Source organism: Streptomyces sp. NBC_00178 (assembly GCF_036206005.1).
Taxonomy (GTDB): Bacteria; Actinomycetota; Actinomycetes; order Streptomycetales; family Streptomycetaceae; genus Streptomyces.
Genome location: NZ_CP108143.1, coordinates 5,041,587 through 5,063,593, shown reverse-complemented (window position 1 = coordinate 5,063,593; position 22,007 = coordinate 5,041,587). Strand labels below are relative to the sequence as shown.

The window sequence follows — 22,007 nt, the reverse complement described above, 5'->3', positions numbered from 1 at the left end:
CTTCGCACAGTATCCATGAACCATCGGGGGGCCGCGCCGCCCACGACGTCACATTCTCGTGAGGATTGTGCGTAAATAGCCGTCCGCCGTTCCGGTCCGCCCGGAATTCCCTATACGCGTGGCAGGGAATCCGCCGCGATTCCGCCCTCGATGGCCAGGATCCTGTGCAGCCTCGTCGCGACCAGCAGGCGCTGCATCTGCGGCGGTACGCCGCGCAGTACGAGCCGCCGGCCCGCCCTCCCGGCTCTGCGGTGCGCACCCATGATGACGCCCAGTCCTGTGGCGTCCCACGAGTCCAGCTCGGTGAGGTTCAGCACGAGATCGCCGGCGCCGTCGTCGACGGCGGAGTGCAGGACCGTACGGGCGTCCGCCGCGCTTCGGACGTCGAGGCGGCCCCCGACGACCAACTCGGCGTGGTCGCCCCTGATGTGCATATGCGCTCCCCGGAAATACTCCGTAGCAAGGTCGGTCTGACTGTTTTCTCTTTCTTCCTCTGTCCCCACTGACTGCCGTGGCGACAGGGAAGTTGCCGTCTGTAAGCGAACCGATACCGAATTCACCCCGAGGAGTGAAGAAGGTGTCCCGGCACCTGCTGGATCCGGGTGCCGGGCGGCTCCGGGCGGCCGGGCTCCCGGGGTCCGGCCGACGGCGTATCGGACGGCCCGGGGGCCCGGTCGTGATCAGTAGGTGTAGAAGCCCTGCCCGCTCTTGCGGCCGATGTCACCTGCGTCGACCATCCGGCGCATCAGCTCCGGGGCGGCGAACTTCTCGTCCTGCGACTCGGTGTAGATGTTGCCGGTGGCGTGCAGGAGGATGTCGACGCCGGTCATGTCGGCCGTGGCGAGGGGGCCCATGGCGTGACCGAAGCCGAGCTTGCACGCGGTGTCGATGTCCTCGGCCGAGGCGACGCCCGACTCGTAGAGCCTGGCCGCCTCGACGACGAGCGCCGAGATCAGCCGGGTGGTGACGAAACCCGCGACGTCGCGGTTGACGACGATGCACGTCTTGCCGACGGACTCGGCGAACTCCCGTGCGGTGGCGAGGGTTTCGTCGCTGGTCTTGTAGCCGCGCACCAGCTCGCAGAGCTGCATCATCGGGACCGGCGAGAAGAAGTGCACACCCACGACGCGCTCCGGGCGCTCCGTGACCGCGGCGATCTTGGTGATCGGGATGGCGGACGTGTTGGAGGCGAGGACGGCGTCCTCACGGACGACCTTGTCGAGGGTGCGGAAGATCTCGTGCTTCACCTCGAGCTTCTCGAACACGGCCTCCACGACGACGTCCGCGTCGGCCACGGCGTCGAGGTCGGTGGTCGTGGTGATCCGGGCGAGCGCGGCCTCGGCGTCGGCGGCCTCCAGCTTGCCCTTGGAGACGAACTTGCCGTAGCTCGCCTCGATACCGCCGCGTCCGCGGGCCAGTGCCTCGTCGGTGACGTCACGCAGCACGACGTCCCAGCCCGCCTGGGCGGAGACCTGCGCGATACCGGACCCCATGAGTCCGGCCCCGATGACGGCGAGCTTCCTGGCCACGTTCGCACCCCTATGCATAGTCGGTCGTTCTCATGCTCTCCGGCGGAGATTAGTACCCGTGAGGGGACATGAGGCCGTGAAGAGATGCGCGTCACGTCTCACATGACGGACATCACACCCTCCGGTGTCACGCGGCGGCGCGCAGCGCGTAGTTGAGCGCCCCGCCGCCGGCCGCACGTCACACCGTCCGCCGCCGGACGGAGGGGAACGCGCCGCGCACACCGTCCGCCGCTCCCCCGCCGGCACGCCGTGCGGCGGCGTGCCGGCGGCCGCCCCCGCCCTTCCGGCTGTGACGGTGGGCACGCGCGTCCCCCGCGGGGGCCGGGGCGTAACTACGCTGGCCCCATGGTCAATCTGACGCGCATCTACACCCGTACCGGCGACAAGGGCACCACCGCCCTCGGCGACATGAGCCGGACCGCCAAGACCGATCTGCGGATCTCGGCCTACGCCGACGCCAACGAGGCCAACGCCGTCATCGGTACGGCCGTGGCGCTCGGCAACCTCTCCGAGGACGTCGTGAAGGTCCTCGTCCGCGTCCAGAACGACCTGTTCGACGTGGGCGCGGACCTCTCCACGCCGGTGGTCCAGGACCCGGAGTACCCGCCGCTGCGGGTCGAGCAGTCCTACGTCGACAAGCTGGAGGCGGACTGCGACCGCTTCCTGGAGGACCTGGAGAAGCTGCGGAGCTTCATCCTTCCGGGGGGTACCCCGGGGGCGGCGCTGCTGCACCAGGCCTGCACGGTCGTCCGGCGCGCCGAGCGGTCCACCTGGGCGGCGCTGGAGGTGCACGGTGAGGTGATGAACGCCTTGACGGCTACCTACCTGAACCGGCTCTCCGACCTGCTCTTCATCCTCGCCAGGACGGCGAACAAGGAGGTCGGGGACGTGCTGTGGGTGCCGGGTGGCGAACGCTGACCAGCGGCCGGCGCCGGCCCGGTTCCCCGGGCCGGCACCCCGGTAGGAGCGTGTGGCCGCCGGCGACGGCGCGTCACTGGCGGGCGGGCCGCGCCGGACGGGCGGGGCCCGCCCGCGAGGCTGTGGGCCCGCCGATACGCGGGGAGCGGGAGGCCTGGGCCGCCTCGGTGAGGGCTGTCGAACGCGGAGACGCGGGGCGCCCCGGCATGGCGGCGGCCACGGTGAAGACGGACCTCAACCGGCTGCTCGGGAAGCCGGAGCTGCACGACCGGGCGCAAGCGGCTTTCCCGGCCCACGAGTTGGGCTTCGGTATCGGCCAGGAATCTTTGGTCTGGACCTCTTGACGATTGGTCCAGACCTTCCTAATCTCACCGAACACACTGCGGTGAGTACGCCATGACAAAGCGGGCTCAGGGCGACGCAGGGTTTGCAGTCCACGGACCATCCCCGTTAGCCGACCTCACCCGAGGAGCACCGTTGAGCACTGACAACCCCCTACGCGGATCACGACTCAGATGGAGGCGAGGAGCCGGCACGGGCACCCGCTCCAAGGCGGTCGCGGGCCTCACCGCCCTGCTGCTGCCGCTCGCCGCGATGGTCGGTCTGGCCTCCCCCGCCGAGGCCGCCACCTCCGCGACGGCGACCTACGTCAAGAAGTCCGACTGGGGCACCGGTTTCGAGGGCCAGTGGACGGTGAAGAACACCGGCACCACCGCCCTGTCCTCCTGGACGATCGAGTGGGACTTCCCCTCCGGCACCGCGGTCGGCTCCGCCTGGGACGCCACCGTCACCAGCTCCGGAACCCACTGGACGGCGAAGAACCTCGGCTGGAACGGCTCCGTCGCCCCGGGTGCCAGCGTCAGCTTCGGCTTCAACGGCACCGGCAGCGGCTCCCCGGCCGGCTGCAAGCTGAACGGCGCCTCCTGTGACGGCGGCAGCGTCCCCGGCGACAACGCCCCGTCCAAGCCCGGCACCCCGACCGCGAGCAACGTGACGGACACCTCGGCGAAGATCAGCTGGACCGCCGCCACGGACGACAAGGGCATCAAGAACTACGACGTCCTGCGCGACGGCGCCAAGGTGGCGACCGTCACCACGACGACGTACACCGACACCGGCCTCACCAAGGGCACCGACTACTCCTACACGGTGCAGGCCCGCGACGCCGCCGACCAGACCGGTCCGGTCAGCTCCGCGGTCGCCGTCCGCACCACCGGGACCACCGACCCGGGCAACCCCGGCGGGGGCGACAAGATCAACCTGGGGTACTTCACCGAGTGGGGTGTCTACGGGCGCAACTACCACGTCAAGAACCTCGTGACCTCCGGCTCCGCCGCGAAGATCACCCACATCAACTACGCCTTCGGCAACGTCCAGAACGGCAAGTGCACCATCGGTGACTCCTACGCCGACTACGACAAGGCCTACACCGCCGACCAGGCGGTCGACGGCGTCGCCGACACCTGGGACCAGCCGCTGCGCGGCAACTTCAACCAGCTGCGCAAGCTCAAGGCCAAGTACCCGCACATCAAGGTCCTCTGGTCCTTCGGTGGCTGGACCTGGTCCGGCGGCTTCCCGCAGGCCGCCCAGAACCCGGCCGCCTTCGCCCAGTCCTGCTACGACCTGGTCGAGGACCCCCGCTGGGCCGACGTCTTCGACGGCATCGACATCGACTGGGAGTACCCCAACGCCTGCGGTCTCACCTGTGACACCAGCGGTCCGGCGGCCCTGAAGAACGTCGCCTCCGCGCTGCGGGCGAAGTTCGGCACCGGCAACCTGGTCACCGCGGCGATCACCGCGGACGGTTCGACGGGCGGCAAGATCGACGCGGCCGACTACGCCGGCGCCGCGCAGTCCATGAACTGGTACAACGTGATGACGTACGACTTCTTCGGCGCCTTCGCACCCAAGGGCCCGACGGCCCCGCACTCGCCGCTGACCTCGTACTCCGGCATCCCGCAGGAGGGCTTCAACTCCGCCGCCGCGATCGCCAAGCTGAAGGCCCAGGGCGTCCCGGCGTCGAAGCTCCTGCTCGGCATCGGCTTCTACGGCCGCGGCTGGACCGGCGTCACCCAGTCCGCCCCCGGCGGCACGGCGACCGGCGCGGCCCCGGGCACCTACGAGGCGGGCAACGAGGACTACAAGGTCCTCAAGAACACCTGCCCCGCCACCGGCACCATCGCCGGCACGGCCTACGCCCACTGCGGCACCAACTGGTGGAGCTACGACACCCCGGCCACCATCGGCACGAAGATGGCCTGGGCGAACAGCCAGGGTCTGGGCGGGGCGTTCTTCTGGGAGTTCAGCGGTGACACCGCGAACGGCGAGCTCGTGACCGCGATGGACAACGGCCTCAACTAACCCGGAGAAGCCTCGGCGCACCACCCCCCACGAGGCAGCACCGCTCCGGAAAATGCGCCGGGGAGACGGGTCCGCCCCCTGTCTCCCCGGTTTTCGCATGCCCGGCAACGGGTCGCGACGCGCGCCGTAGCGTGGCACAGCCCATCGCCGCCCCGTAGCGTGGCACAGCCCATCGCCGCCCCGCGCGAGGCGGAACGGCCCGCGCCCTACGCCCTGCCCGTGGCAGGGCCCGACCGCGGCCGGGCGGAAGGGCCGGCCATGGACCCCGGAAAGCCGTGTGCGCCCTCCCCGGAACGGTCCGGGAAGAGCGCGCGTGGTTCCGGGCCGTCCCCGGAATCCGCCTGGGAGGGCCCTCTTCGTCAGGTCACGTTGCCCCTCCCCCGGACTCCGTCCGGGGGAGGGGCAACCAGCGAGGACCTCTACTCAAGCCACATTGACCCGCTGGCCGGGCGGAGCCGCCTCCAGCCAGGCGAGGAAGCCGGTCAGGGCGTCCTCACTCATCGCCAGCTCCAGGCGTGTCCCCCGGTGGAGACAGCCGAGCACGACGGAATCGGACAGGAGCGCCAGCTCCTCCTCGCCCTCGGGCAGCCGGCGCGCGACCACCTCGATGGCGGACCGCTCCAGCCCGCGGCGCGGACGGGGGGAGTACGAGAAGACGCGGAACCAGTCGACGCGGTCACCGCTGTAGCGGGCGACGCCGTACACCCAGCCCTTGCCGGACGGATCGGGCTCCTCCGAGATGTCCCAGCGCAGACTGCAGTCGAAGGTGCCGCCGGACCGCTGGATCAGCCGCCTGCGCAGACCGAAGACGAACAGACCCACCGCGACCAGTACGACCACCAGGCCACACACCCACAACGCGAGGACCACCGCCACCGACCTCCTCGCATCGTCGAGTAACTGATACCGCACCGAGCCGAACCGGACTGCACCTGCATCGCCTCAGCCGCGACACCGTCCGGATCGCTCCGGTTCGGGCCGCGGCTGAGTCAAGAACTCTTCGTGGGGGCGCTCAGTGCGCCGCCACCGCACGCAGTCGCACGTCCGCGCGGCGCTCGGCGCCCGCGTCCGTGTCGGACTTCGCACGCTCCAGCGCACGCTCGGCACGCTGGACGTCGATCTCGTCCGCAAGCTCCGCGATCTCCGCGAGCAGCGAGAGCTTGTCGTCCGCGAACGAGATGAAACCGCCGTGCACAGCGGCCACCACGGTCCCGCCGTCGCTCGTACGGATCGTGACGGGGCCCGATTCCAGCACACCCAGGAGCGGCTGGTGACCGGGCATGACGCCGATGTCGCCGGACGTGGTACGTGCGACAACGAGGGTGGCCTCGCCGGACCAGACACTACGGTCCGCGGCGACCAGCTCGACATGCAGCTCAGCAGCCAAGGGTGGCTCCTCGGGTCACCACCCGGCGGTCGTGCCGGGTGTCGGTTCGATTCTACGGGGCGTGGTGAGGGGGGCGGGACACACCCACCCCCCTCGGTGAGCCGGAGGCTCAGGAGACGCCGAGCTCCTTGGCGTTGGCCTTCAGGTCCTCGATGCCACCGCACATGAAGAACGCCTGCTCGGGGAAGTGGTCGTACTCCCCGTCACAGATCGCGTTGAACGCGGCGATCGACTCGTCGAGCGGGACGTCCGAACCGTCCAGGCCGGTGAACTGCTTGGCGGCGTGGGTGTTCTGCGACAGGAAGCGCTCGACGCGACGGGCACGGTGGACGACGAGCTTGTCCTCCTCGCCCAGCTCGTCGATACCGAGGATCGCGATGATGTCCTGGAGGTCCTTGTACTTCTGCAGGATCCCCTTGACGCGGCTGGCCGTGTCGTAGTGGTCCTGCGCGATGTAGCGCGGGTCCAGGATGCGGGACGTCGAGTCCAGCGGGTCCACGGCCGGGTAGATGCCCTTCTCGGAGATCGGACGGGAGAGAACCGTCGTCGCGTCGAGGTGGGCGAACGTGGTGGCCGGGGCCGGGTCGGTCAGGTCGTCCGCGGGGACGTAGATCGCCTGCATCGAGGTGATCGAGTGACCACGCGTCGAGGTGATGCGCTCCTGGAGCACACCCATCTCGTCGGCCAGGGTCGGCTGGTAGCCCACCGCGGACGGCATGCGGCCGAGCAGCGTGGAGACCTCGGAACCGGCCTGCGTGAAGCGGAAGATGTTGTCGATGAAGAGCAGCACGTCCTGCTTCTGCACATCGCGGAAGTACTCCGCCATGGTCAGGGCGGACAGCGCGACCCGCAGACGGGTGCCCGGCGGCTCGTCCATCTGGCCGAAGACCAGTGCGGTCTTCTCCAGGACGCCCGAGTCGGTCATCTCGTCGATGAGGTCGTTGCCCTCACGGGTGCGCTCGCCGACACCGGCGAACACCGACACACCGTCGTGCAGCTTCGCCACACGCATGATCATTTCCTGGATGAGGACCGTCTTGCCGACGCCCGCACCACCGAACAGACCGATCTTGCCGCCCTTGACGTACGGGGTCAGCAGGTCGACGACCTTCAGGCCGGTCTCGAACATCTCGGTCTTGGACTCGAGCTGGTCGAAGGCCGGGGCCTTGCGGTGGATCGGCCAGCGCTCGGTGATCTGCGCCTCGGCCTCCGGCTCGTTCAGGATCTGACCGAGGGTGTTGAACACCTTGCCCTTGGTGATGTCACCGACGGGGACGGTGATGCCCGCACCCGTGTCGGTCACCGGCGACTGGCGGACCACACCGTCGGTGGGCTGCATCGAGATCGCGCGGACCATGCCGTCACCCAGGTGCTGGGCGACCTCGAGGGTCAGCGTCTTACGAGCGCCGGCCTCGGCCGGGTCGTCGACCTCGATGTGCAGGGCGTTGTAGATCTCCGGCATGGCGTCGACGGGGAACTCCACGTCGACGACCGGGCCGATGACCCGGGCGACGCGGCCCGTGGCAGCGGCCGTCTCAACTGTCGTCGTCATTACTTGTCACTCCCCGCGGACGCGTCGGCCAGCGCACCTGCACCGCCGACGATCTCGCTGATTTCCTGGGTGATTTCGGCCTGGCGGGCCGCGTTGGCAAGCCGGGAGAGGCTCTTGATCAGGTCCCCGGCGTTGTCGGTCGCCGACTTCATCGCACGACGGCGGGCGGCGTGCTCGGAAGCGGCGGCCTGCAGCAGTGCGTTGTAGATACGGCTCTCGACGTAGCGCGGCAGAAGGGCGTCGAGGACGTCCTCCGCCGACGGCTCGAAGTCGAACAGCGGAAGGATCTCGCCCTTCTCGGTGCTCTCCTCCGCGACCTGGTCGAGCGACAGCGGCAGCATCCGGCCGTCGACCGCGTTCTGCGTCATCATCGACACGAACTCCGTGAAGACGATGTGCAGCTCGTCGACGCCGCCCTCGGCCGTGTCCTTCTGGATGGACTCGATGAGGGGCTCGGCGATCTTCTTGGCATCCGAGTACTCGGGGCTGTCCGTGAACCCGGTCCACGACTCCGAGACCTTGCGCTCACGGAAGCCGTAGTACGCGACGCCCTTGCGGCCGACGATGTACGTGTCGACCTCCTTGCCCTCGGCCGCCAACCGCTCCCGGAGCCGCTCCGCCGCCTTGATGGCGTTGGAGGAGTAGCCGCCGGCCAGACCGCGGTCGCTCGTGAGGAGCAGGACCGCCGCCCGGGCCGGGGACTCGGCCTCGGTGGTGAGCGGATGGTTGGTGTTCGAGCCGGTCGCGACCGCGGTCACCGCACGGGTGAGCTCGGTCGCGTACGGCATCGACGCCGCCACCTTGCGCTGCGCCTTGACGATGCGCGAGGCGGCGATCATCTCCATCGCCTTGGTGATCTTCTTGGTCGCGGTGACGGCTTGGATGCGGCGCTTGTAAACGCGAAGCTGAGCGCCCATCGATCAGCCCTCGCCCAGGAGCTTGCCGTCCGAGGTCTCGAACTGCTGCTTGAAGGCGGCGATCGCGTCGGCGATCGACTGCAGCGTGTCGTCGGACATCTTGCCGCCCTCGGCGATGCTGGTCAGGAGGTCCTTGCGCTCACGGCGCAGGTACTCCAGCAGCTCGCTCTCGAAGCGGCGGATGTCCTCGACCGGGACGTCGTCCATCTTGCCCGTGGTGCCGGCCCAGACGGAGACGACCTGCTCCTCCATCGGGAACGGGGCGTACTGCGGCTGCTTCAGCAGCTCGACCATGCGCTTACCGCGCTCCAGCGACGCCTTCGAGGCCGCGTCCAGGTCGGAACCGAAGGCGGCGAACGCCTCCAGCTCACGGAACTGGGCGAGGTCCACGCGCAGTCGGCCGGAGACCTGCTTCATGGCCTTGTGCTGGGCGGATCCACCGACTCGGGAGACCGAGATACCGACGTTGAGCGCCGGACGCTGACCCGCGTTGAACAGGTCGGACTCCAGGAAGCACTGGCCGTCGGTGATGGAGATGACGTTGGTCGGGATGAACGCCGACACGTCGTTCGCCTTGGTCTCGACGATCGGGAGGCCCGTCATCGAACCGGCGCCCATGTCGTCGGAGAGCTTGGCGCAGCGCTCCAGCAGACGCGAGTGCAGGTAGAAGACGTCGCCCGGGTAGGCCTCGCGGCCCGGCGGACGGCGCAGCAGAAGCGACACGGCGCGGTAGGCGTCGGCCTGCTTCGAGAGGTCGTCGAAGATGATGAGGACGTGCTTGCCGTCGTACATCCAGTGCTGGCCGATGGCCGAGCCGGTGTACGGCGCCAGGTACTTGAAGCCGGCCGGGTCGGACGCCGGGGCGGCGACGATGGTCGTGTACTCGAGCGCGCCGGCCTCTTCGAGGGCACCGCGCACGGAGGCGATGGTGGAGCCCTTCTGACCGATGGCGACGTAGATGCAGCGCACCTGCTTGTTCACGTCGCCCGAGCGCCAGTTGTCGCGCTGGTTGATGATCGTGTCGACGGCCAGAGCGGTCTTACCCGTCTGACGGTCGCCGATGATCAGCTGACGCTGGCCGCGGCCGATCGGCACCATCGCGTCGACGGCCTTGTAGCCGGTCTGCATGGGCTCGTGCACCGACTTGCGGACCATGACGCCAGGGGCCTGCAGCTCGAGGGCGCGACGTCCTTCGGTCGCGATCTCGCCGAGACCGTCGATCGGGTTGCCGAGCGGGTCGACGACGCGGCCGAGGTAGCCCTCGCCGACGCCGACGGAGAGCACCTCACCGGTGCGCTGCACCGGCTGGCCCTCCTCGATTCCGCTGAACTCGCCGAGGACGATCGCACCGATCTCGCGCTCTTCGAGGTTGAGGGCGAGACCGAGGGTCCCGTCCTCGAACTTCAGCAGTTCGTTCGCCATGGCGGAGGGCAGACCCTCCACCTTCGCGATGCCGTCGCCGGCAACGCTGACCGTACCGACCTCCTCGCGCGAGGCCGCGTCCGGCTGGTACGACTGGACAAAGTTCTCCAGTGCGTCCCGGATCTCCTCCGGCCGGATCGTGAGCTCCGCCATCTGGGTTCCCTGCTCTCCTTGTTGGGCCCGAAGTTTCTTAAGGGGGTCTGGGGGCGACCCCCAGGAATCTTCTGCAATTTCTGCACGGCCCAACCGGGCCGCTGTTCTTGCTCGTTCAGTTGGTGCGGGTCGTACGTCGCGCGGTGTCAGCGGGCCATCCGGCGGTTCGCCTCGGCGAGGCGCTCCGCGATCGTGCCGTTGATGACCTCGTCACCGACGCGCACCGTGATCCCGCCGAGGACCTCGGGGTCCACATCGAGGTTCAGGTGCATCTGCCGGCCGTAGATCTTCGCCAGAGCGGCGCCGAGGCGCTGCTTCTGCCGGTCGGACAGCGGCACCGCGGAGGTGACGACGGCGACCATGCGGTCCCTGCGCTCCGCGGCCAGCTTGGCCAGGGAGTCCAGTCCCGCTTCCAGGCTACGTCCACGCGGCTGGATCACCAGGCGGGTGACGAGACGCCCGGTGACGGACTGCGCCTTGCCGGTGAGCAGGCTGCGGAGCAGCTCGCTCTTGGCGGCGGCCGACGCCGTGCGGCTCGTGAGCGCGGAACGCAGGTCCTTGTCGGAACCGACGATCCGGCCGAACCGGAACAGCTCGTCCTCGACGTCGTCGAGGACGCCCGCGCGCTGGGCGGCGGTGAGGTCTGCGGTGTTCGCCAGCTCCTCGACCGAGTCGACCAGGTCACGCGACTGCGACCAGCGGGAGCGGACCATGCCGGAGACCAGGTCCACGGTCTCGCCGCTCGTCTGACCGCTCAGCAGCCGTCCGGCCAGCTCGGCCTTCGCCTCGCCGCCCTGCGACGGGTCGGTGAGGACCCGGCGCAGAGACACCTCGCGGTCGAGCAGCGCGGTGACGGCTGCCAGCTCCTCGGCGAGCTTCGCCGCGTCGACCGACGTGCTGTCGGTCAGTGCGTCGAGGCGCTCGCGTGCGGCGGCCAGCGCCTCGCGGCTCGCTCCGTTCATCGGACGGCCTCGGCCTTCGCCTCGAGCTCGTCGAGGAACCGGTCGACGGTTCCGCTCTGCCGGGCGTGGTCCTCGAGGGACTCGCCGACGAGCTTGCCGGCCAGAGCGGTGGCGAGGGTGCCCACGTCCTGACGCAGCGCCGAGGCCGCGGCCTTGCGGTCCGCCTCGATCTGGGCGTGGCCGGCGGCGATGATCTCTTCGCGCTGCCGCTGACCTTCCGCCCTCATCTCCTGGATGATGACGGCACCCTGCTCCTGCGCCTCCTGGCGCAGACGGGCGGCTTCGTGGCGGGCCTCGGCGAGCTGAGCCTTGTACTGCTCAAGAACGCTCTGGGCCTCGGTCTGGGCCGCGTCGGCCTTCTCGATACCGCCTTCGATGGCCTCGCGACGCTCTTCCAGAACCTTGTTGATGTTCGGGAGGAGCTTCTTGGCGAGGAAGCCGAAGACGATGACGAAGGCGATGAGGCCGATGACGAGCTCTGGAATCGGCGGGATGAGGGGATTTTCCATCTCCTCGGCCGCGACCGTAAGCAGCTGACTCATATCAGTGCCTTTCGTCTAGTGGGCGGTCGTTGATCCGCAGATCACTTGCCGTAGACGAACGGCATGACCAGACCGATGAGGGCGAGCGCCTCACAGAAGGCGAAGCCGAGGATCTGGTTGGCGCGGATGAGACCGGCAGCCTCGGGCTGACGGGCGAGAGCCTGGGTGCCGTTACCGAAGATGATGCCGACGCCGACGCCGGGGCCGATCGCGGCGAGGCCGTAACCGACGGAACCGAGGGAGCCGCTGACGGCAGCAAGGGTCTGGGACATGCCAGTTCTTCCTTCTCTTTCACGGACCGGTGGGGGTTGGCCACCGGACGACTGAGGGGCAGGAGCGGGATGCTCAGTGGTGCTTGGCGAGCGCGCCCTGGATGAAGGTGCAGGTCAGGAGCACGAAGACGTACGCCTGCAGCGCCTGGATGAAGAGCTCGAACGCGGTCATCACGATGACCATGACGAACGAGACGCCCGCGTAGGCGATACCGATGCCGTTGAGCAGGTACCAGCTGGCGATCGTGAACAGCAGCAGCAGGGTGTGACCGGCGAACATGTTCGCGAAGAGTCGCACCGCGTGCGTGAACGGCCGGACCAGCAGGTTCGAGAAGAACTCGATCAGCATCGCCAGCGGGAGCACCGGGCCGAGCGACTTGTCGTAGCCGGTGATGTTCTTCCAGCCGCCGACGAATCCGTGCCGCTTGAAGGTCAGGCTGACCCAGAGCACGTACACGATCAGGGCCAGTACCGCCGGGTACGCGATGATCGACGTCACGGGGAACTGGGCGACCGGGATGATCGACCAGAGGTTCATCATCCAGACGAAGAAGAACAGCGAGACGATCAGCGGGACGTACTTCTCGCCCTCGCGCTTGCCGATCGTCTCGTAGACGATGCCGCGGCGGACGAAGTCGTAGCCCATCTCGGCGACCGACTGCAGCTTGCCGGGGACCATCTTGGGCTTGCGGAACGCAGCCCAGAAGAAACCGACGATGATGACCGAGCCGAGCAGGGCCAGCAGCATCGGCTTGTTGAAGTACAGGTTGCTGTCCGCGTCTCCCCAGAGGGGCTCGAACAGGAACGAGTGCAGGCCGGGTGCCGGGAAACCACAACCGTCGAAGATGTGGCAATCGGTCTCGAAGGCGAGCACCTGTGTCGGGTCAGCACTCACCGCGGGCTCCTTCAGCGTGGCGCATAGGTACGGCAACCTCGATGTGTCGGCGCGGCACGCGGCCGCGGTTCGGCACTGGACTGGTGTTACGGATGTGTGAGCGGCAGTCAGGCAATGAGCCTCGCGATCGAGCAGGCGTCAGCTCACATGCCCGCGCCCGCAGTGCCGCAGTTGAAACCGGACGATAGCAGGCTCCGGTGAGCGCCCTTATTCCGGCCCTACCCATCACGCCGACGAGCCCGTCTTCTTGGGCTGGTGGGCGTCGCTGGACTCGGGTTCGACGTAAAGGATCTTGGCCTTCATGTGCGCACGCGCCTGCGCGCCGATCCACGCGAGAGTCGTCGCGACCAGGGTGATCGCGAAGGCCTTCGGGTTGAACAGCGACGTGTCCTTGAACACGGCGACGAAGATGAACAGAAGGAGGAGCTGCGCCGTGTACAGCATCAGCCCCATGGCCTGGAACAGGTGCGGGAGGGACCTGGCGGTCCGCTGCAGGACCACGAGCCCGATCCCCATGAAGAGGATCACGACCAGCGTCGCGACCGCCGCACCCAGGGCCCCCTTGCCGCCCGCGACGCCGGCGCTGACAGCAGCGGCGACGACGCCGGCGGCAGCAGTGGGCACGGCGGTCTGAAGGAGGGTCCGGACGTCGTTGGACGGCATGGCGGTTGCTCCGCATGGCAGGGGGTGGGCAGTGGTCGTCAGGGACGAGCGTAGGCCCGGACCGAGAGGGATGTTTCGGACCAATGGACCGTGCTACTCAGGTCCTTCGGCTTCATCACCGGGCTTCGTGAACGCTATCACAAACTATTTGATGAGGTCTTTACTCAGAAAGTGTGCCAGCTGTCACACGTGAGGGTTACTTCGCGCGTCTGTGCAGCACGTCACAGCGGTTTGTCTGGTATCGGCGCGTCTGCACCGTGTCCGTCAGCGTGACGAGTCGGCCCGGTCCCGATCCGCGAAGCGCGAACGGGGGCCGATGGCCGTCGCGCCGTTGACGCCGGACACTCCCACGGCCACGGGGGCGCGTTCCGGTACCGGGGAGGCCATCTCCGAGCCGCCCGGCCCGTGTTGGCCGTCGAGGGCCTCCGTGGCGGGGTCCTCGGGGTGAGCCGCGCGCCTGCGGCGCCGGTAGCGGGGCGGTACGAACGCCTCGGCCCAGCGCGGCGCGCGCGGGGTGAAGCGCGGCATGAGCAGGAGGATCAGGCCGACGGCGCTGAGTCCGACGATGACCAGCACGATCCACAGCGAGGCCGAGTGCACCGAGTAGCCGACGGCGCCGAACGCGATCAGCGCGGACCAGAAGTACATGATCAGCACGGACCTGCTGTGCGAGTGCCCGATCTCCAGCAGCCGGTGGTGCAGGTGCCCGCGGTCGGCGGCGAACGGCGACTGCCCGTTCCAGGTGCGGCGCACGATGGCCAGCACGAGGTCGGCGGCCGGGATCGCGATGATCGTGAGCGGCAGCAGCAGCGGGATGAAGACGGGGAGCATCGCGTGGGTGGCCTGCCGCTCGCTGCCCTCGAAGAGCTTCATCGTGTCCGGGTCGACCTGACCGGTGACGGAGATGGCGCCGGCGGCCAGGACGAGGCCGATCAGCATCGATCCGGAGTCCCCCATGAAGATCCGGGCGGGGTGCATGTTGTGCGGCAGGAAGCCCAGGCACATGCCCATCAGGATCGCGGCGAAGAGCGTCGCGGGGGCCGCGGCCTCGATCCCGTACCCGTACCAGAGGCGGTAGGTGTACAGGAAGAACGCCGCGGAGGCGATGCACACCATGCCGGCCGCGAGGCCGTCCAGGCCGTCGACGAAGTTGACCGCGTTGATGGTGATCACGACCAGGGCGACCGTGAGGAGCGTGCCCTGCCACTGGGTGAGCGCGACCGTGCCGACACCGGGGATGGGCAGCCACAGGATCGTCAGACCCTGGATGACCATGACCGCGGCGGCGATCATCTGTCCGCCGAGCTTGATCAGGGCGTCGATCTCGAACTTGTCGTCCAGGACACCGATCAGCCAGATCAGGGCGGCACCGGAGAGCAGCGCCCTGGGCTCGTTGGAGAGTTCGAAGACACCGTTCAGGTTGAACAGGTGGTCCGCGACGATCAGGCCGGCGCACAGTCCGCCGAACATGGCGATGCCACCGAGCCGAGGAGTCGGTTCCCGGTGTACGTCGCGCGCTCGGATCGCGGGCATCGCTCCGACCGCGATGGCGAACTTCCGCACGGGTCCGGTCAGCAGATAGGTAACTGCGGCCGTGACACAGAGCGTCAGCAGGTAATCACGCACGGGCTGCCCCACAGATTTCGCCGGCCATCTCAGCCCCACACCCTAGTCTCATGAACGAGGACACCGAGCCACGGGTGATGGTTGCACATGGTCCGGCTACCCCGGATACGGCGGATTGCGCTCGGCCAGCGCGCGCACGTCTGCCCGCAGCCGGCCCGTGTCGCCTTCCTCACGCACGGCGGCGCCGAACAGCCCGGCGATCCGCGCCATGTCGTCCTCGTCCATCCCCTGGGTGGTCACCGCGGCCGTGCCGAGCCGGATGCCGCGCGCGTCCCCGTAGGGCAGCGCGCAGGTGTCCAGGACCATCCCCGCCGCGCACAGCCGCTCGCGTGCCGTGCGGCCGTCCACGCCCAGGGGGGCGGGGTCGGCGACGACGAGGTGGGTGTCCGTGCCGCCCGTGGTCACCTCGAAGCCCTCGGCCTCCAGGGCGGCCGCGAGCGCCCGGGCGTGCGCGACGACCCGGTGGGCGTACACCGCGTACGCCGGGGTCGCCGCCTCGCCGAACGCGACCGCCTTCGCCGCGACCGTGTGCATCTGCGCGCCGCCCTGGGTGAAGGGGAACACCGCGCGGTCGATCCGCTCGGCCAGTTCGACGCCGCAGAGGATCATGCCGCCGCGGGGCCCGCGCAGCACCTTGTGCGTCGTCGCGCAGACCACGTCCGCGTACGGCACCGGGCTGGGCGCCGCTCCCCCGGCGATCAGTCCCATGGGATGGGCCGCGTCGGCGATGAGATAGGCGCCGGCCTCGTCGGCGATGTCCCGGAACAGCTCGTAGTCGGGGTGCCTGGGGTAGGAGATCGAGCCGCAGACGATCGCCTTGGGGCGCCGTGCCCGGGCGAGGGCGCGCACCTGCGCGTAGTCGATGAGGCCGCTGTCGGGGTCGACGCCGTAGCCCACGAACTCGAACCAGCGCCCGGAGAAGTTCCCAGGGGCGCCGTGGGTGAGATGGCCGCCGTACGGAAGGCCCATGGCCAGCACCGTGTCGCCTGGGCGCAGCAGCGCGGCGTACGCGGCGAGGACGGCGGAGGACCCCGAGTGCGGCTGGACGTTGGCGTGCTCGGCCCCGAAAAGCGCCGTGGCGCGCCGGACGGCGAGGCCCTCGGCGGCGTCGGCCTGCTCGCAGCCGCCGTGGTGGCGGGCTCCGGGGTAGCCCTCGGCGTACTTGTTGGCGAGCGGGGAGCCGAGGGCCGCGAGGACCGCGGGCGAGGTGAAGTTCTCGGCGGCGATCAGCTGGAGGGTGCTCGCCTGCCGGCCGGCCTCGGCCAGCAGGATGCCGCCGATCTCCGGGTCCTGGCGGAGCAGGGCACGGAAGTCCTGCGGCAGGGTCGTGTCCGGCGGGGGGACGGCTGCGGGTGCGAGGGGCGTGGTGACCGGCATCTGACGGCTCCGGGCCTGAGGGAGGGGTGCACTGGCGTCGGATCCAATGTAGGCCCGCCCGGGGCTGCCTGCCCGCTGCCGTGCGGCCCTCTACGCCGGTCGGCGCACCCGGGTGCGGAGTGCGCGGGGCGGCGGTCCTTCAGTGGGGGGCGCGGACCCCGGTCAGGGCCGTCATGACGGGGTCGAGCGCCTGGCTGATCTCGTCGCCGATGGAACGGAAGAACGTGATCGGGGCGCCGTAGGGGTCGTAGACCTCGTCCGCCTCGGCGGTGGGCGCGAGGAGCCAGCCGCGCAGGGCCGCCGCGGCGCGCACCAGCGCGCGGGCGCGCTCGACGACGCCCTCCTCGCGGGCGTCGGGCAGGGTCGCGGGGTCTATGGCCCGCACCAGCCGGGTGAACTCCTTGAGCGTGAAGGTCCGCAGGCCCGCGGAGTGGCCCATGGAGATGACCTGGGCCCGGTGGTCGCGGGTGGCGGTCAGCACCAGGTCGGCGCGGATCACGTGCTCGTCGAGGAGTTCGCGGCCGACGAAGCCGGAGGCGTCGGCGCCGAAGTCGGCGAGGACGACCTCGGCGTTGGCCTCCATGGGCGCGCCCTCGTGTCCCCAGGTGCCCGCGCTCTCCACGATGAGTCCGCCGCTCAGCGGATCACCGAGGCGGTCCATGAGGGCGTGGCGGGTCAGCCGCTCGGTGATGGGCGAGCGGCAGACGTTGCCGGTGCTGACGTGGAGGATGCGGAAGGCGTCGTGCTGCCCCGCTATGCCACGCCCCTCAGGGGCGGTCAATTGGCCACCTCGAGGTCGGGTACCACCTTGCGGAGTTCCTCGGCCGAGAGTGCGCCGGCCCGGAGCAGCACGGGGATCCTGCCGGTGACGTCGACGATCGAGGACGGCACGATGCCGGGGGTCGGGCCGCCGTCGAGGTAGACGGAGACGCTGTCGCCGAGCATGTCCTGGGCGGCGTCGCAGTCCTCGGGAGAGGGGTGTCCGGTGAGGTTGGCGCTGGAGACGGCCATCGGGCCGACCTCCGTCAGCAGCTCGATGGCGACGGGGTGCAGGGGCATCCGGACGGCGACGGTGCCGCGGGTGTCGCCGAGGTCCCACTGGAGCGACGGCTGGTGCCTGGCGACGAGCGTGAGGGCGCCGGGCCAGAACGCGTCGACGAGCTCCCACGCCTGCTCGGAGAAGTCGGTGACCAGGCCGTGCAGGGTGTTCGGGGACCCGATCAGGACGGGGGTGGGCATGTTGCGGCCGCGGCCCTTGGCGTCGAGGAGGTCGGCGACGCCCTCGGTGCTGAAGGCGTCCGCACCGATGCCGTAGACGGTGTCGGTGGGCAGCACGACCAGTTCGCCGCGGCGGACGGCGGACGCGGCTTCACGCAGGCCGGTCGTACGGTCGGTCGCGTCGTTGCAGTCGTATCGCCGTGCCATCAGCCGGCCTCCTCGGGCATGTACGGGTAGGGGTCGTGCGGTCCGGGCGTCCCGGTGGTCACGGCATGGCCTTGCGGGCGGTCGCGAACCGGGGCCGGTTGTTCAGGTCGGGGTGGTCGGCGGCGTCGGCCCAGCCCCGCTCCTCGGTGAAGATCCACGGCACCTGGCCGCCCTGGGTGTCGGCGTGCTCGATGACGACGAGCCCGCCGGGGCGGAGCAGCCGGTGCGCGGTGCGCTCGATGCCGCGGATGGTGTCGAGTCCGTCCTCGCCGGAGAACAGCGCCATCTGCGGGTCGTGGTCGCGGGCCTCGGGCGCCACGTACTCCCACTCGGTGAGCGGGATGTAGGGCGGGTTGGAGATCACCAGGTCGACCTGGCCGTCGAGCTCCGGGAGGGCGCTCAGGGCGTCGCCGCGGTGCACGGTGACCCTGGACCCCTCGGCGTTCTTCCGGGTCCACCTGAGGGCGTCCTCGGACAGCTCGACGGCGTGCACGCGCGAGCGCGGGACCTCCTGCGCCATGGCGAGGGCGATCGCGCCCGATCCGGTGCACAGGTCGACGATCAGCGGTTCGACGACGTCCATCGCGCGGACGGCGTCTATCGCCCAGCCGACGACCGATTCCGTCTCCGGGCGGGGGACGAAGACCCCGGGGCCCACCTGGAGTTCGAGGTAGCGGAAGAAGGCGCGGCCGGTGATGTGCTGGAGCGGCTCGCGGGCCTCGCGGCGCGCGATCGTCTCCCAGTAGCGGGCGTCGAAGTCGGCGTCCGGCACGTTGTGCAGCTGGCCCCGCTTGACCCCGTGCACGAACGCGGCGAGTTCCTCGGCGTCGAATCGCGGGGAGGGGACACCGGCGTCGGCCAGCCGCTGGGTGGCCTGGGCCACCTCGGCGAGCAGCAGGTTCATCGCGGTTCTCCGTACGGGTTCACGAGCGGGGCGGGGCGGTGGCGCTTACGCGGAGGCGAGCTTGGCTGCCGAGTCGGCGTCGACGCAGGCCTGGATGACCGCGTCGAGGTCGCCGTCGAGCACCTGGTCCAAGTTGTACGCCTTGAAGCCGACGCGGTGGTCCGAGATGCGGTTTTCCGGGAAGTTGTACGTCCGGATCTTCTCGGACCGGTCCACGGTGCGCACCTGGCTGCGGCGCACGTCGGATGCCTCCTGCTCGGCGGCCTCCTGGGCGGCGGCCAGCAGGCGGGAGCGCAGGATGCGCATGGCCTGCTCCTTGTTCTGGAGCTGGCTCTTCTCGTTCTGGCAGGAGGCGACCACGCCGGTCGGCAGGTGCGTGATGCGCACCGCGGAGTCCGTGGTGTTGACGGACTGGCCGCCGGGGCCGGAGGAGCGGTAGACGTCGATGCGGAGGTCGTTGGCGTGGATCTCCACGTCGACCTCCTCCGCCTCGGGCGTGACGAGCACACCGGCGGCCGAGGTGTGGATGCGGCCCTGGGACTCGGTGGAGGGCACGCGCTGCACGCGGTGCACGCCGCCCTCGTACTTCATCCGCGCCCAGACGCCCTGGCCGGGCTCGGTCGCACCGTTGCCGCCCTTGGTCTTGACCGCGACCTGGACGTCCTTGTATCCGCCGAGCTCGGACTCGGTGGAGTCGATGATCTCGGTCTTCCAGCCCACGCGCTCGGCGTAGCGCAGGTACATGCGCAGCAGGTCGCCGGCGAAGAGGGCCGACTCGTCGCCGCCCGCTCCCGCCTTGATCTCCAGCAGCACGTCCTTGTCGTCGCTGGGGTCGCGCGGGACGAGCAGGAGCCGGAGCTTCTCGGTGATCTCCTCACGCTGCTTCTCCAGCACCTTGACCTCGGCGGCGAAGTCCGGGTCGTCGGCGGCGAATTCGCGCGCGGTCCCGATGTCGTCGCCGGTCTGCTTCCAGGACCGGTACGTGGAGACGATCGGGGTCAGCTCCGCGTAGCGCTTGTTGAGCTTGCGCGCGTTGGCCTGGTCGGCGTGGACCGACGGGTCGGCGAGCTTCTTCTCGAGATCGGCGTGCTCGCCGATCAGTTCCTCGACCGCCTCGAACATCTTCGGGCTCCTGGTTTCTGCGTCATACGTCTGCGGGCTGCCTGGGCGGCGGGCCGCCGCCGGTGCGCCCCGGGGAGGGACGACCGGCGGCGGAGCCGGAAAAAACGCCGGTCCCGGCGCCCGTTGGAGGGCGTCGGGAACCGGCGCAGTGGCTCGCTACTTGCTGGCGGAGCCGGCAGCCTTGCCGAAGCGGGCCTCGAAGCGGGCCACGCGGCCGCCGGTGTCGAGGATCTTCTGCTTGCCCGTGTAGAACGGGTGGCACTCGGAGCAGACGTCGGCGCGGATGGCGCCGCCCTCGAGGGTGCTCCGGGTGGTGAACGACGCACCACAGGTGCAGCTGACCTGCGTCTCGACGTACTGGGGGTGGATCTCGCGCTTCAAGGTGTCTCCTAGGTTCGGGAGGGCTCCGGGTCGTTCGCGCGGATTGCGCGTCCGTGAACCGGGGCCGACGTACCAGTCTGCCAGGACCGGCCGTATCTCCCAAAACGAGGACCCGGCCGTGTGTATTCCCCCCGCCCGCGGGGAACGCTGGGCGACCGCGCGGTGACGGAAAGCGGTCGGCCGGGAGCCCGGCGCGTTCCTAGCGCACGACCGTTCCGGCCCCGCCCTTGTCGCCGGCCGACTCCGCCGTGGCGGAGGCCGGAACCGGCTTGTCCTGCTTGAGCGCCGCCCACACCTGCTCTCCGGCCTTCTCCTGGGGAAGCACGCGGTTGGGATCCTCCGGGTCGTACTCGACGGGCAGCGTCACCATGTCGACGTGCCGGGAGCCGAGGCCCTTGAGCCCGTCGGCGAAACCCGTGAGCTTCTTGACCGAGGCCAGCCCGGAGTCGGTGGTGAGCGCCTTGGTGGCCGCGTCCGCGAGCCCGAAGAGCGTCTTCGGGCTCGAGAACACCCCGACGCTCTTCGCCTGGTCCATCAGGGCCTTCACGAACGCCTGCTGCAACTGGATGCGGCCCAGGTCGCTTCCGTCGCCGACGCCGTGCCGGGTACGGACGAGGCCGAGGGACTGCTCGCCGCTCAGGGTGTGGGTGCCGGGCTTCAGCGCGAGGTGGCTGTCGGGGTCGTCGATCGCCTGCGAGGTGGTGATCTCCACGCCGCCGAGCTCGTCGATGAGCTTCTTGAACCCGGTGAAGTCGACCTCCACGTAGTGGTCCATGCGGATGCCCGACATCGCCTCGACGGTCTTCACCGCGCAGGCCGGTCCGCCGACCTCGTACGCCGTGTTGAACATGGCGTGGTGCTCCGCGCCGACCTGCCCGCCGCCGGTGTCGCTCGCGCAGGCGGGGCGGTCGACGAGGGTGTCGCGCGGGACGGAGACCACACTCGCCGAGGTGTGGCCCCGGTTGACGTGCACGACCATCGCGGTGTCCGACCGGGCACCGCCCCCGTCCTCGCCGTACTGCGAGTTGGCCCCGGAGCGGGAGTCCGAACCGAGCACGAGGATGTCCTCGGATCCGTCGTCGGCGTCGTGCGGACGGTCGCTGCCGAGCGCGGCGTCGATGTCGACGGCCTCGAGGTTCCCGTTGAGCGTGACGTAGGCGTATCCGGCCCCGGCTCCCCCGAGGACCACCAGGCCGGCGGCGCCCCACAGGGCGAGGGTCTTCACGCGGCGGCCCTTGGAGGCCCTCTTCCGGCGGCTGCCGGTGCCGCGTATTCGGCCGGTGCTCCTGCTCTGTTCGCTCATGGGACTCCCTCGTTCAGCGGTGCTCCCTGGTCCCCGCCAGGAGATTCAGTCGTGGGCTCCGGCGCTGCGCCGGAGCCGGAGCAGGGAAAAGAGTGGCACAGGCGAACCGGGGCACGACACGGGCGACGGTGCGGACACGAGGGTTCGCCGTGCTCCGGGGCCGGACCTGCGTCACGCCCCCCACCTGCGATTTCCCGGACCATTGCCCAGCCTTTTCGCTCCGCCCCGGTCACCGACCCGCTGTGGGAAACGTCTCCCGGCGGAGACGAGGGCGGTCCCCGGCGTGCGGCCGGCCC

The 22,007-nt window shown here is 69.8% G+C and carries 23 protein-coding genes; 3 read left to right on the top strand and 20 right to left on the bottom strand.

Translation table 11 applies throughout. The features are described from left to right. Positions 1-110: 110 nt before the first annotated feature. The gene (locus tag OHT61_RS22375; protein ID WP_073745281.1) at positions 111-434 is read right to left on the bottom strand and encodes an STAS domain-containing protein; all 324 of its coding nucleotides are present in this window, start codon (positions 432-434) and stop codon (positions 111-113) included. A 246-nt stretch (positions 435-680) separates the two neighbouring features. Beyond that, positions 681-1,529 carry a 3-hydroxyacyl-CoA dehydrogenase family protein gene (locus OHT61_RS22370; protein WP_329040652.1) on the bottom strand — a complete coding sequence of 283 codons (849 nt, stop codon included), beginning with the start codon at positions 1,527-1,529 and terminating at the stop codon, positions 681-683. Between the two features lie 345 nt (positions 1,530-1,874). Between OHT61_RS22370 and OHT61_RS22365 the strand changes: the two genes are divergently transcribed. From OHT61_RS22365 to OHT61_RS22355, 3 genes are all read left to right on the top strand, one after another. Next, positions 1,875-2,447: a cob(I)yrinic acid a,c-diamide adenosyltransferase gene (locus OHT61_RS22365; RefSeq protein ID WP_329040651.1), complete on the top strand. Its 573-nt coding sequence runs from the start codon at positions 1,875-1,877 to the stop codon at positions 2,445-2,447. A 167-nt stretch (positions 2,448-2,614) separates the two neighbouring features. Further along, positions 2,615-2,791 (top strand): hypothetical protein, encoded by a 177-nt coding sequence (locus tag OHT61_RS22360; RefSeq protein ID WP_329040650.1) that lies wholly within the window; start codon positions 2,615-2,617, stop codon positions 2,789-2,791. Positions 2,792-2,924: 133 nt separating this feature from the next. Further along, a complete protein-coding gene (locus OHT61_RS22355) occupies positions 2,925-4,808 on the top strand; it encodes a glycoside hydrolase family 18 chitinase (RefSeq protein ID WP_329040649.1) in 1,884 nt (627 codons plus the stop codon). Positions 4,809-5,231: 423 nt separating this feature from the next. Here OHT61_RS22355 and OHT61_RS22350 read toward each other — a convergent pair whose 3' ends face one another. The 18 genes from OHT61_RS22350 to OHT61_RS22265 all read right to left on the bottom strand — a co-directional run bounded on the left by OHT61_RS22350 (position 5,232) and on the right by OHT61_RS22265 (position 21,711). Next, complete coding sequence (locus OHT61_RS22350; protein ID WP_327122229.1) at positions 5,232-5,678, bottom strand: DUF2550 domain-containing protein; 447 nt, start codon at positions 5,676-5,678, stop codon at positions 5,232-5,234. 142 nt (positions 5,679-5,820) lie between these two features. Continuing rightward, positions 5,821-6,195 carry a F0F1 ATP synthase subunit epsilon gene (locus tag OHT61_RS22345; protein WP_327114572.1) on the bottom strand — a complete coding sequence of 125 codons (375 nt, stop codon included), beginning with the start codon at positions 6,193-6,195 and terminating at the stop codon, positions 5,821-5,823. 109 nt (positions 6,196-6,304) lie between these two features. Then, positions 6,305-7,747 (bottom strand): F0F1 ATP synthase subunit beta, encoded by a 1,443-nt coding sequence (atpD, locus tag OHT61_RS22340; RefSeq protein ID WP_329040648.1) that lies wholly within the window; start codon positions 7,745-7,747, stop codon positions 6,305-6,307. Then, on the bottom strand, positions 7,747-8,664 hold the full coding sequence (locus OHT61_RS22335) for a F0F1 ATP synthase subunit gamma (protein ID WP_329040647.1): 918 nt from the start codon (positions 8,662-8,664) through the stop codon (positions 7,747-7,749). Before OHT61_RS22335 ends, atpD begins: the two co-directional genes overlap by 1 nt. A gap of 3 nt (positions 8,665-8,667) precedes the next feature. Further along, the gene (gene atpA / locus OHT61_RS22330) at positions 8,668-10,239 is read right to left on the bottom strand and encodes a F0F1 ATP synthase subunit alpha (RefSeq protein ID WP_136328755.1); all 1,572 of its coding nucleotides are present in this window, start codon (positions 10,237-10,239) and stop codon (positions 8,668-8,670) included. A 146-nt stretch (positions 10,240-10,385) separates the two neighbouring features. Then, entirely contained in the window at positions 10,386-11,201 is an 816-nt protein-coding gene (locus OHT61_RS22325; protein WP_329040645.1) for a F0F1 ATP synthase subunit delta, read from the bottom strand. Continuing rightward, complete coding sequence (locus OHT61_RS22320; RefSeq protein ID WP_327114582.1) at positions 11,198-11,743, bottom strand: F0F1 ATP synthase subunit B; 546 nt, start codon at positions 11,741-11,743, stop codon at positions 11,198-11,200. The genes OHT61_RS22325 and OHT61_RS22320 overlap by 4 nt, the downstream gene beginning before the upstream one ends. 41 nt (positions 11,744-11,784) lie before the next feature. Continuing rightward, on the bottom strand, positions 11,785-12,015 hold the full coding sequence (gene atpE, locus OHT61_RS22315; RefSeq protein ID WP_030672351.1) for an ATP synthase F0 subunit C: 231 nt from the start codon (positions 12,013-12,015) through the stop codon (positions 11,785-11,787). 73 nt (positions 12,016-12,088) lie between these two features. Next, on the bottom strand, positions 12,089-12,910 hold the full coding sequence (gene atpB, locus OHT61_RS22310) for a F0F1 ATP synthase subunit A (protein WP_329040643.1): 822 nt from the start codon (positions 12,908-12,910) through the stop codon (positions 12,089-12,091). A gap of 225 nt (positions 12,911-13,135) precedes the next feature. Then, the gene (locus OHT61_RS22305; protein ID WP_329040642.1) at positions 13,136-13,573 is read right to left on the bottom strand and encodes a hypothetical protein; all 438 of its coding nucleotides are present in this window, start codon (positions 13,571-13,573) and stop codon (positions 13,136-13,138) included. 264 nt (positions 13,574-13,837) lie between these two features. Further along, positions 13,838-15,199: an MraY family glycosyltransferase gene (locus OHT61_RS22300; protein WP_329040641.1), complete on the bottom strand. Its 1,362-nt coding sequence runs from the start codon at positions 15,197-15,199 to the stop codon at positions 13,838-13,840. Positions 15,200-15,295: 96 nt separating this feature from the next. After that, complete coding sequence (glyA, locus tag OHT61_RS22295) at positions 15,296-16,576, bottom strand: serine hydroxymethyltransferase (RefSeq protein WP_329040640.1); 1,281 nt, start codon at positions 16,574-16,576, stop codon at positions 15,296-15,298. Between the two features lie 139 nt (positions 16,577-16,715). Next, positions 16,716-17,357 (bottom strand): arsenate reductase/protein-tyrosine-phosphatase family protein, encoded by a 642-nt coding sequence (locus tag OHT61_RS22290; protein ID WP_329040638.1) that lies wholly within the window; start codon positions 17,355-17,357, stop codon positions 16,716-16,718. Beyond that, complete coding sequence (locus OHT61_RS22285) at positions 17,354-18,001, bottom strand: L-threonylcarbamoyladenylate synthase (protein ID WP_329040636.1); 648 nt, start codon at positions 17,999-18,001, stop codon at positions 17,354-17,356. The genes OHT61_RS22290 and OHT61_RS22285 overlap by 4 nt, the downstream gene beginning before the upstream one ends. A gap of 58 nt (positions 18,002-18,059) precedes the next feature. After that, positions 18,060-18,905 (bottom strand): peptide chain release factor N(5)-glutamine methyltransferase, encoded by an 846-nt coding sequence (gene prmC / locus OHT61_RS22280; protein ID WP_329040635.1) that lies wholly within the window; start codon positions 18,903-18,905, stop codon positions 18,060-18,062. A 45-nt stretch (positions 18,906-18,950) separates the two neighbouring features. Next, positions 18,951-20,027 carry a peptide chain release factor 1 gene (prfA, locus tag OHT61_RS22275; RefSeq protein ID WP_329040634.1) on the bottom strand — a complete coding sequence of 359 codons (1,077 nt, stop codon included), beginning with the start codon at positions 20,025-20,027 and terminating at the stop codon, positions 18,951-18,953. Positions 20,028-20,183: 156 nt separating this feature from the next. Continuing rightward, on the bottom strand, positions 20,184-20,408 hold the full coding sequence (gene rpmE, locus OHT61_RS22270; protein WP_056794327.1) for a 50S ribosomal protein L31: 225 nt from the start codon (positions 20,406-20,408) through the stop codon (positions 20,184-20,186). A gap of 199 nt (positions 20,409-20,607) precedes the next feature. Next, complete coding sequence (locus tag OHT61_RS22265; RefSeq protein ID WP_329040633.1) at positions 20,608-21,711, bottom strand: LCP family protein; 1,104 nt, start codon at positions 21,709-21,711, stop codon at positions 20,608-20,610. Positions 21,712-22,007 lie beyond the last annotated feature (296 nt).

Bases quoted from the DNA above. Each gene is read 5' to 3' on its own strand.
- OHT61_RS22375 (WP_073745281.1), bottom strand. From the start codon at position 434: ATGCACATCAGGGGCGACCACGCCGAGTTGGTCGTCGGGGGCCGCCTC.
- OHT61_RS22365 (WP_329040651.1), top strand. From the start codon at position 1,875: ATGGTCAATCTGACGCGCATCTACACCCGTACCGGCGACAAGGGCACC.
- atpD (WP_329040648.1), bottom strand. From the start codon at position 7,747: ATGACGACGACAGTTGAGACGGCCGCTGCCACGGGCCGCGTCGCCCGG.
- OHT61_RS22335 (WP_329040647.1), bottom strand. From the start codon at position 8,664: ATGGGCGCTCAGCTTCGCGTTTACAAGCGCCGCATCCAAGCCGTCACC.
- atpA (WP_136328755.1), bottom strand. From the start codon at position 10,239: ATGGCGGAGCTCACGATCCGGCCGGAGGAGATCCGGGACGCACTGGAG.
- OHT61_RS22325 (WP_329040645.1), bottom strand. From the start codon at position 11,201: ATGAACGGAGCGAGCCGCGAGGCGCTGGCCGCCGCACGCGAGCGCCTC.
- OHT61_RS22320 (WP_327114582.1), bottom strand. From the start codon at position 11,743: ATGAGTCAGCTGCTTACGGTCGCGGCCGAGGAGATGGAAAATCCCCTC.
- atpE (WP_030672351.1), bottom strand. From the start codon at position 12,015: ATGTCCCAGACCCTTGCTGCCGTCAGCGGCTCCCTCGGTTCCGTCGGT.
- OHT61_RS22305 (WP_329040642.1), bottom strand. From the start codon at position 13,573: ATGCCGTCCAACGACGTCCGGACCCTCCTTCAGACCGCCGTGCCCACT.
- glyA (WP_329040640.1), bottom strand. From the start codon at position 16,576: ATGCCGGTCACCACGCCCCTCGCACCCGCAGCCGTCCCCCCGCCGGAC.
- OHT61_RS22285 (WP_329040636.1), bottom strand. From the start codon at position 18,001: ATGGCACGGCGATACGACTGCAACGACGCGACCGACCGTACGACCGGC.
- prmC (WP_329040635.1), bottom strand. From the start codon at position 18,905: ATGAACCTGCTGCTCGCCGAGGTGGCCCAGGCCACCCAGCGGCTGGCC.
- prfA (WP_329040634.1), bottom strand. From the start codon at position 20,027: ATGTTCGAGGCGGTCGAGGAACTGATCGGCGAGCACGCCGATCTCGAG.
- OHT61_RS22265 (WP_329040633.1), bottom strand. From the start codon at position 21,711: ATGAGCGAACAGAGCAGGAGCACCGGCCGAATACGCGGCACCGGCAGC.